The sequence below is a fragment of the Mesorhizobium caraganae genome (assembly GCF_016836705.1).
GTDB classification, from domain to species: domain Bacteria; phylum Pseudomonadota; class Alphaproteobacteria; order Rhizobiales; family Rhizobiaceae; genus Mesorhizobium; species Mesorhizobium caraganae.
This window is the reverse complement of sequence record NZ_JAFCGY010000107.1, coordinates 1-788: the sequence shown is the minus strand read 5'-3', so window position 1 is coordinate 788 and position 788 is coordinate 1. Positions and strand designations below refer to the sequence as shown.

General features: G+C 60.7%; 1 protein-coding gene. It reads right to left on the bottom strand.

The genetic code is table 11. From position 1 onward, the window contains the following. Window positions 1-731 (bottom strand): IS256 family transposase (locus JQK88_RS35500; RefSeq protein WP_203281239.1); only part of this gene is annotated, 731 nt, incomplete at its 3' end. Window positions 732-788 lie beyond the last annotated feature (57 nt).

Here is a 788-nt window from a genome sequence, read left to right as displayed (position 1 = left end):
GTGATCGCTTCAGGAAAGCCCTTGAGCCCATCGACGACGGCAAGCAGGATATCTTCCGTGCCGCGGTTGCGGAGTTCGTTCATTACCCGCAGCCAGAACTTGGCGCCTTCATTCTGCTCGAGCCACAGGCCGAGCACCTCCTTTGCACCATCGGCGCGCACGCCCAGCGCGATGTGTATCGCCTTGTTGCGGACCATCCCCTCGTCGCGGATCTTGACCCGGATCGCGTCGAAAAAGACCAGCGGATAAACCGGATCGAGTGGTCGCTGCTGCCATGTGGCGACTTCGTCGAGCACCGCATCCGTCACCGTTGAGATCAGGTCGGGCGACACGTCGATCCCATACAGATCGTGTAGATGCCCGGCGATCTCCCGGGTGCTCATACCGCGCGCGTACATCGATACGATCTTGTCATCGAACCCGGGAAAGCGGCGCTGATACTTGACGATCAACTGCGGGTCGAAGCTCGACTGACGGTCGCGCGGGACGTCGATTGCCAGCTTGCCGGTCTCGGTCATCACGGTCTTCCGGCCGTAACCATTGCGCGTGTTGCCGGCACCGTCATAGCCGGCCAGGTGGTGATCCATCTCCGCGTTCAAGGCGCGTTCGGTCAGCGCCTTCTTCAGAGAATCGAGCAGACCACCCTGCTCAAATGCCGCGCTGGCAGCACCACCCGCCAATAGCTGGTCGAGAAGCTCGTTCGGTATCGCAGGCTCTTTGCGTCGGGACATAGTGGGATTCCTTTTTACCCATTATGCCCGCCCGTACACGGAAATCCTGACAGTCCC